Annotated in this window: 6 protein-coding genes; 1 reads left to right on the top strand and 5 read right to left on the bottom strand. The window is 74.2% G+C overall.

All coding sequences use genetic code 11. The annotated features are described in order from the left end of the window. Window positions 1–26 precede the first annotated feature (26 nt). From AB0F81_RS49730 to AB0F81_RS49720, 3 genes are read right to left on the bottom strand one after another with little or no spacing between them, the layout of a single operon-like run. The gene (locus AB0F81_RS49730) at window positions 27–1,358 is read right to left on the bottom strand and encodes a hypothetical protein (protein ID WP_360211212.1); all 1,332 of its coding nucleotides are present in this window, start codon (window positions 1,356–1,358) and stop codon (window positions 27–29) included. Further along, complete coding sequence (locus AB0F81_RS49725) at window positions 1,352–2,017, bottom strand: ABC transporter ATP-binding protein (protein WP_360211210.1); 666 nt, start codon at window positions 2,015–2,017, stop codon at window positions 1,352–1,354. Before AB0F81_RS49725 ends, AB0F81_RS49730 begins: the two co-directional genes overlap by 7 nt. Beyond that, on the bottom strand, window positions 2,014–2,892 hold the full coding sequence (locus tag AB0F81_RS49720) for an ATP-binding cassette domain-containing protein (RefSeq protein WP_360211208.1): 879 nt from the start codon (window positions 2,890–2,892) through the stop codon (window positions 2,014–2,016). The genes AB0F81_RS49725 and AB0F81_RS49720 overlap by 4 nt, the downstream gene beginning before the upstream one ends. Before the next feature lie 54 nt (window positions 2,893–2,946). On the opposite strand from AB0F81_RS49720, the gene AB0F81_RS49715 reads away from it, so the two are divergent. Beyond that, complete coding sequence (locus tag AB0F81_RS49715; RefSeq protein WP_360211206.1) at window positions 2,947–4,113, top strand: MFS transporter; 1,167 nt, start codon at window positions 2,947–2,949, stop codon at window positions 4,111–4,113. Between the two features lie 48 nt (window positions 4,114–4,161). Here AB0F81_RS49715 and AB0F81_RS49710 read toward each other — a convergent pair whose 3' ends face one another. Together AB0F81_RS49710 and AB0F81_RS49705 are read right to left on the bottom strand one after the other, a co-directional pair. After that, window positions 4,162–4,998, bottom strand: a complete 837-nt coding sequence (locus AB0F81_RS49710) for a patatin-like phospholipase family protein (protein ID WP_360211204.1) — start codon at window positions 4,996–4,998, stop codon at window positions 4,162–4,164. 644 nt (window positions 4,999–5,642) lie between these two features. Further along, on the bottom strand, window positions 5,643–7,380 hold a 1,738-nt coding region (locus AB0F81_RS49705; protein WP_360211202.1), incomplete at its 5' end, for a sulfite exporter TauE/SafE family protein.

Below are 7,380 nucleotides of genomic sequence, written 5' to 3'. Positions count from 1 at the left end.
TGGACCCGATGCCCTGCGGGCCCGGGCTAGCCGCCGGCGGCCAGCGCCAGCAGCAGCAGGTCGGCGCCGGACCGGGCCAGCAGCTCGCGCCGCCCGCGGTCGCCGGCCACCGGCGCCGGGCGCAGCGCGAGCACGACCAGCAGCACCGCCAGGACCAACGCGCCGGCGAGGACGGCGAGCACCTGCCCGGTCGTGACTCCGGGCGAGGTGGCGAGCCCGGCCCCGGCCATGGGCGGCAGGTGGCTGAGCGCGGCATGCAGCACGGCGGAGGCCGGGATGGCGAGCGCCGCGGCCACCGCGGTGAGCACGACGGCTTCGGCGACCGCGTTGACCGCCAGCCGGCCCCGGCCGGTGCCCATCGCCGCCAGCAGGGCGGTCTCGCCGGCGCGCACGTCGGCGGTGAGCCGGCCGGCCAGCGCCAGCGCGGTGGCGGTCAGCACCACGCCGAGCACCGCGATCGCGAGCACGGCGCCGTTGATGACCTGCTGCTGCTCGCGGGCGGAGAGCAGCTCGGCGGGCAGCCGGGAGGCGACCCGCTCGATCTGCACCCGGTCGCCGAGGATCCGCGCCAGCCGCCGGTCGGCGCCGAGCACCGATTCGGTGACCGTGGCCAGGTCGCGCCGGTCGGGAGCGGACAGGTCGGGCCGGGCGGTGATCTCCAGCTGGCTGATCGCCGAGCGGCTGTCGAGCAGGGCGCCGAAGTCGAGCAGGAACGGCCCGAACGCGCGGGCCGGGCGCAGCGCGCCACCGGCCACGTAGGCCAGGTCGTAGCCGGCCCCGGCGAGCGGGTCACGGTCCCAGCCGGTTCCGGGCAGCGGGCGTACGACACCCACGACCGTCACCTCCATCGCCGGTGCGGGATCCCGCGCCTTCTCCGGCCCGAGGCGGACCCGGCTGCCCGGGGCGAGACCCAGCAGCCGTGCGGTCGGCTCCAGCACGACCGTCTCCAGCGGCCCGCCCGGCCACCGTCCGGTGACCAGGTCGGCGCGCTGCGGGAGTCCCTCGACCCCGGACAGGTAGGCGACCGACTCGGCGCCGTCGCCCGGCAGCGAACGCATCACCGACGACGCCCGCGCCGCCGTCACCGCGGGGAACGGCGCGAGCGTGCTGGTCAGCAGCTCCCGGGTGTCGTCGGCGACCGAGCGGGCGTCCGCGCCGCTCATCGTCACCGTGTACGCGGTGACCTCGACATCCTCCGGGGCGGCCCGGGACGCGGCCACCTCCAGGGCCTGCTCCGCCGTACGGGTCACCAGCAGCGCGCACACCCCCAGCAGGGTGGCGCCCACCGTGACCACCGCCAGCAGCGCGGCCAGCAGCGGCCACTGCGCACGCGCGCGGCCGGCGAGCAGGGTCAGCACGGCTCGTCGTCGATCCGCCCGTCACCGATCCGGATCACCCGGTCGGCGAGGGCCATCATCACCGGGTCGTGCGTGGACACCAGCGCGGTGACCCCCTCCGACTCCACCACCCCGCGCAGCAGCGCCATCACCGACCGGCCGGTGTCGGCGTCCAGCTGCCCGGTCGGCTCGTCGGCGATCAGCAGCCGCGGCGAGGCGGCCAGGGCGCGGGCGATCGCCACCCGCTGCTGCTGCCCGCCGGACAACTCACCGGGCCGCTGGCGGGCGTGGTCGGCCAGGCCCACCAGGTTCAGCAGCAGCTCCACGCGGCGTTCCCGTTCGGCGGCCGGGGTGCGGGCCAGCCGCAGCGGGGCGCCGACGTTCTCCGCGGCCGACAGCACCGGGATCAGGCCGAACGTCTGGAACACGTACGACACCTTCTCGCGGCGCAGCCGCGACAGGCCGTCCTCGTCGAGGGCGGTCACCTCGGTGCCGTCGATCACGACGGTGCCCGAATCCGGGCGGTCCAGCCCGCCGATCACGTTGAGCAGCGTGGTCTTGCCCGACCCGGACCGCCCGACCAGGGCGACCATCGTGCCCGCCGCGACGTCGAACGACACGTCACGCAGCGCGTGCACCGCGCCGAAGCTGCGGTTGACCCCGCGGACGCTGAGGATCATCGGTGGTCACCGTGGATCGCCACGTGGTCGGCCTCCAGGGCCAGCCGCACCCGCCGGGTCAGGTCGAGCGCCTCCCGGTACTCCCGCGGGATCTGCACCCGCCCGGCCCGGTCCATCACCGCGTACTCCTCCGCGATCACGTGGGTGTCGCCGTTGGCCGCGGTGGCGGTCCGGCGCAGCACCTCACTGCTGGTCCGGCCGTCGCGGATGGCCACGGTCCGCTCCACCTGTCCGCTGACCTCCGGATCGTGGGTGACCACCACGACTGTCACCCCGAACTCCTTGTTGACGTGCCGCAGCGCCTCGAACACCTGAGCCGAGGTGGCGGTGTCCAGCTCACCGGTCGGCTCGTCGGCCAGCAGCACCCGCGGCTGGTTCGCCAGCGCCACCGCGATCGCCACCCGCTGCTGCTGCCCGCCGGACATCTGCGCGGGCCGCCGGTCCGCGCAGTCGGCCACCCCGAGTGCCGCCAGCAGTTCGGCGGCGCGGGCCCGCCGGGCCCGCTTCGCCGTCCCGGCGGCGGCCATCGGCAGATCCACCACCTGCCGGGCGGTCAGGTACGGCACCAGGTTGCTCGCGGTCTGCTGCCGGACGAACCCGACGGTGTGCCGCCGGTACCGCACCCGATCGGTACGGGACATCGCCAGCAGATCCCACTCGCCGACCCGGGCCCGCCCGGCGGTCGGCGCGTCGATCCCGGCGAGGATGGAGAGCAGCGTCGACTTGCCCGACCCGGAGGCGCCGACCACGGCGACCATCTCGCCGCTGTCCACCGCCAGGTCCAGCCCCTGCAGCGCCTGCACCTCGATCGACCCGGTCTGATAGATCCGCACCAGGCTCTCGCAGACGATCAGCGAGTCCGGCAGCCTGTCCATCGCTCTCCTCGCCCTTGTGTCTCCTGATTAGCCTCAGCCGCGGGAGGTGCTGCGATGCCGATCGGCCGGCGCTGGATGCTGATCATCGCACTGCTCGGCTACTTCCTCACCGCGTGGGCCTGGGCCCTGCTCGGGCCGCTCGCGCCGCTGCTGCACGACCGCCTCGGCCTGACCCCGCTGGTGCAGGCACTCGTCGTGGCGCTGCCGGTGGTGGTGGGCGCGCTCGGCCGCATCCCGGCCGGCGCCTTCGCCGACCGGTTCGGCAGCCGCCGGATATACCTGCTGGTCACCGCGCTGACCATCGGTGCGCTGCTGGTGCTCGCCACCGTCGGCCACCGCTCCCCGCCGGCGCTGCTCGGCGGCGCGGTGCTGCTCGGCGCCGCCGGCACGACGTTCGCCGCGGCGGTGCCGTTCGTCAGCGCCTGGTATCCGGGCGATCGCCGCGGCCTGGCCATCGGCGCGCTCGGCACCGGACTGTGCGGCGGCGCGATCGGCGGCCTCACCGCGGTGCGGCTCGTCGACGCGTACGGCATGGCCGCTCCCTTCCTGGCCACCGCCGCGGCGCTGGCCGCCTTCGCCGTCCTGGTCGCCGTCGCGATGCGCGACGCGCCCCGGCCGGCGCCACCCGCGGCCACCGCAGGCGGCCGGCTCTCAGCCGCGCTGCGGCTTCCCATCACCGGGCGTGCGGTCGTCTGGTACGCGCTGGGCTTCGCCCTCTTCGTCACCTGCTCCAACGCGCTCCCGGTCTATCTTGGCAACGCGTACGGCGTCAGCCCCGCCCGCGCCGGCGACGTGATGGCCGCCTTCGTGGTGACCGGCGTCGCGATGCGCCCGGTCGGCGGCTGGCTCGCCGACCGCTTCGGCCCACCGCGCCCCCTCGTGGTAGCCCTGACCGCGCTGACGGCCGCCACCGCGGTGCAGGCTTTCACGCCGCCGCTGCCGGTGCTCCTGGCGCTGGTGCTGCCGGTGATGGCCGTGGGCCTGGGCATCTCCAGCACGTCGGTCCTCGCCCAGATCAGCCATTCCGCGCCGGCCGCGATGGTCGGCCTGGTCACCGGCGTGGTCAGTGCCGTCGCCGGCGTGGCGGGCTTCCTGACGCCGCTCCTGCTCGCCCTCTCCTTCCAGCGGACCGGCGGGTACGCGGTGGCCTTCGGCGTGCTGGGGCTGGCGGCGCTGGTCGCCCTCAGCGTCGCGGTCCGCCAGCTCCGCCGCCCCACCTGACCGACCGCGCGCCTGCTCCCAGCCTGCCCGCGCCGGCCTGGGGTTGCTTCAGCCGGGCCAGACGGCGCGGACCGCCTCGGCGACGGCCGCACCCTGCTGGAGACCGGCCTCCACCGAGGCTGCCCGGCGGCGGGCGTCCATGAAGTTCTGGCCCATCGCCGCCATGGTCGCCTCATCCGGTGCGATGAGCAGGGTCTTGCCGGCGCCGGTCGAGGTCATCTCGGTCTCGATGCGGGCCGGGTCGAGAGCGGCCATCGGGGCGATAACCACCAGGTGGTCGGCGCCTTCAGCGAGGTCGGCGCCCGCCCCGAGGCGGATGCCGCCGTCCATGTAGCGGCGCCCGTCGATGGTGACCGGAGGCATCAGCCCCGGGACGGCGCAGCTGGCGGCGACCGCAAGTTCGAGCGGCACACCAGATGCGGCGTCGAAGACGACGTCACGCCCGTCGGCGGTGTCCACGGCGGTGATCCGCAGGTCCCGGGCCGGCCACTGCCGCACCGGCAGGATCGAGGTCATTCGCGCGATATACGACGCCTCGTCCTGAGTTGACGCGGACAGCGCGAAGGCGCCCACCCGCATCCGCGCCTCCAGAGCCGGCACCGACGGGTCAGCCAGCACGGCAAGCGCCGTCAGCACCCGGCCGGCGCCACCCCGGCTGCCCGCTGCACCCGCGGAACTCGGCGGCGGAACCTGCTGCATCGCCACCGCGGCCTCCAGATCGATGCCCGCGGTGACGATCGAACCCACCACCGAACCGGCGGACGTGCCGATGACCACGTCGGCGTCACCGAGCGGGACCCCGGCCCGCTGCAGGCCGCAGAGCACGCCCAACTCCCACGCGATGCCGGTGACACCGCCGCCACCCAGTACCAGAGCCTTCGTCACGTACTGGACGGTAACAAGACGCTCGCATCGCGGCCAGAGCTCCGCGCGCCCGATCATGAAGATCGCGCGGTGCCGGGTCCCTCGCCTCCTCGCGGTAGCCGCAGATCAGCAGCCTCCTGGCGAAGGACAAGGACGGGTCGCTCTCAAATCTCCCCGCCGAGCACCTGCTCCGAGGCTTCCCCGCTCCCGGCTCGCATCCCCGCATGTAACGCACGCGCCTCGCGCGTTCGGAGCCCCGCCGCTCCCACTCAGCTGGCCCTCATAGCCGTAACGGGCACTGCATAGGGTGCGTGAGAGCCAGCTGGCCGTGCCCGGCTGGCCCTCAGAGCCCTAACGAGCGCTCCATAAGGTGCCTGAGTGCCAGCTGGCCGTGCCCGGCTGGCCCTCAGAGCCCTAACGAGCGCTCCATAAGGTGCCTGAGTGCCAGCCGGACGTGCTCTCGCTCAGACCGGCCGTCGCCCATACCGGCTTCGAGTCGCTGATTCCCTGCGTGAGCTACGGCCCGTCGGGTTCAGCCGTTGCCTACGCCGGTTTCGGTAGCCCTGAGGGGATGCTCGCGTCCGGCGTGCGCTGTGGCTGGAGCCGGCGGATCGTGACACTGGGCGTCAGCCGGGGTGGTTGGCTGACGGGCGGGCGTGGCGGGGTCAGGCTAGGGCGAGGAGGGCCTGGGCGGTCAGGACGAGGCCTACGAAGATGATCAGGGCTGAGGTGAGCACCGGGACGGCGGGGCGCCAGCGAGTGAGCCGCTGGGGGAGGCGGCGGCCCAGGGCTGGGCCCCAGCGGCCGAGAGCGAGGCCGATTCCGATCAGGGTGGCGGCCATGCCGGAGCCGTAGGCGATCACCAGCAGGACTCCGTACCAGGGGCGGCCGAGAGCGACTGCGCCGAGCAGTACGACCACGGCTGACGGGCTGGGTAGGAGGCCGCCGGCGAAGCCCAGCGTGAGCAGGGTCCGCTTCCGGATCGGCGCCTGGCTATGCGAGTGATCGTGCGTGTGACTGTGCGTGTGAGGGGAATGGCTCGGCTCCTTCTCCGCCACCAGGACATTGCTCTCGTTGCTCGCCGCCGCCGCACTCTCTCCGGCCTCCTGTGGCTGGCCGCTTTCGAACCCGCGCTGGTCGGCGTCCCCGAGCGCACGATCAAGCTCCGAGTCGCCGTGATGATCGCTGTGGTCGAGCTCGTGGCTGTGGTCGTGGCTGGGACTGCGGTCGGAATCGTGGTCATGGCTATGACCGAAACCGTGACTGTGGCTGTCACCGGATGCGGGGGTGTGGCTATGGCCGTAACCGTGACTGTGGCTGTGACCGGATGCGGGGCCGTAGCTGTGGCCGAAACCGTGGCTGTGACCGGGGCCGTTCTTGCGGGCGCGCAGCGCCCGCCGCAACAAACTCCCACCCACCACCGCGAGCAGAACCCCGCTCATAGCCGCCAGCGCGCCGTACACCCGCTGCGGCGCGAAGGTGAGCGACGTCGCGATGGCCGCCCCCAGAACGAGCACGCCCGCGGTGTGGGTGACCGTCACACTGCCGGCTATCACCGCCGCCTGGCGCCAGGTGCCGCGTTCGCCGAGCAGGACGGCGGCCATGACGGTCTTGCCGTGGCCCGGGGCCAGCGCGTGTGCCGCGCCGAGCACCATGGCGAGGGCGATGCCCAGCAGGCCGATGCCGATGGTGAGTTCCTGCCGGCCGACCACGCCGGTGAACGCGGCGGTCAGCCGGTCGGCGGCCTGCCGCGGCGCGGCCAGGGGGCCGTCCGCCGGGACGGACAGGGGGCCGTCCGCCGCCGGGGCGGCGCCGGCGGCGGACGGCTGCACCGTCAGGTTCGCGGCGCGCATGTCGGTGGGCGCGGCCAGAGCATCGCCGGGGTACGCGGTGAGCCGCCCACTCACGCTCTCGGACGGCACATCGCTGCTGTTCAGGGCGATCCGGTCGCCGACCGCGGTGATCTCCCGCCAGCCGAGCCGCTCGGGGTGGGCGTCGTTGCGGAAGGCCAGCGTGGCCGGTCCGGTGATGTCGATCGGGGCGCGCAGGGCGCATTCCAGGCGCAGCGTGTCCAGGCCGCCCTCACCGGGTGGGAAGGTGAGCGTGGCCCGCTCCAGCGCGAACGGCACCGCCTGTCCGGAAACGGTCAGCCGTTGGTCGCCGGCGGCTTCGGTGCAGGCCGTCCGGGCGTACGCGGTGGTCTCCTCGGGTGAGACCTTGCCGTCGCCGTCGGTGTCGGCCTGCTCGGTGCGCGCCTGGAAGGCGGGCAGTTCGGCCAGGTCGAGGATGTAGTCGGCGTGCACCGCGGCGGGAGTGACGCGCAGGCCCGCGTACTGATTGACGGTGAACCGCCCGAGCGGATGGGTGACCGGCTGCCCGCCGCCGGCCGGCAGTCCGGCGGCG

This window comes from Actinoplanes sp. NPDC024001, from assembly GCF_040638955.1.
In the GTDB taxonomy this organism is placed as follows: Bacteria; Actinomycetota; Actinomycetes; order Mycobacteriales; family Micromonosporaceae; genus Actinoplanes.
The sequence above is the reverse complement of the archived record's forward strand: the minus strand, read 5'-3'. Positions and strand labels throughout refer to the sequence as shown.

Bases quoted from the DNA above. Each gene is read 5' to 3' on its own strand.
- AB0F81_RS49725 (WP_360211210.1), bottom strand. From the start codon at position 2,017: ATGATCCTCAGCGTCCGCGGGGTCAACCGCAGCTTCGGCGCGGTGCAC.
- AB0F81_RS49720 (WP_360211208.1), bottom strand. From the start codon at position 2,892: ATGGACAGGCTGCCGGACTCGCTGATCGTCTGCGAGAGCCTGGTGCGG.
- AB0F81_RS49715 (WP_360211206.1), top strand. From the start codon at position 2,947: ATGCCGATCGGCCGGCGCTGGATGCTGATCATCGCACTGCTCGGCTAC.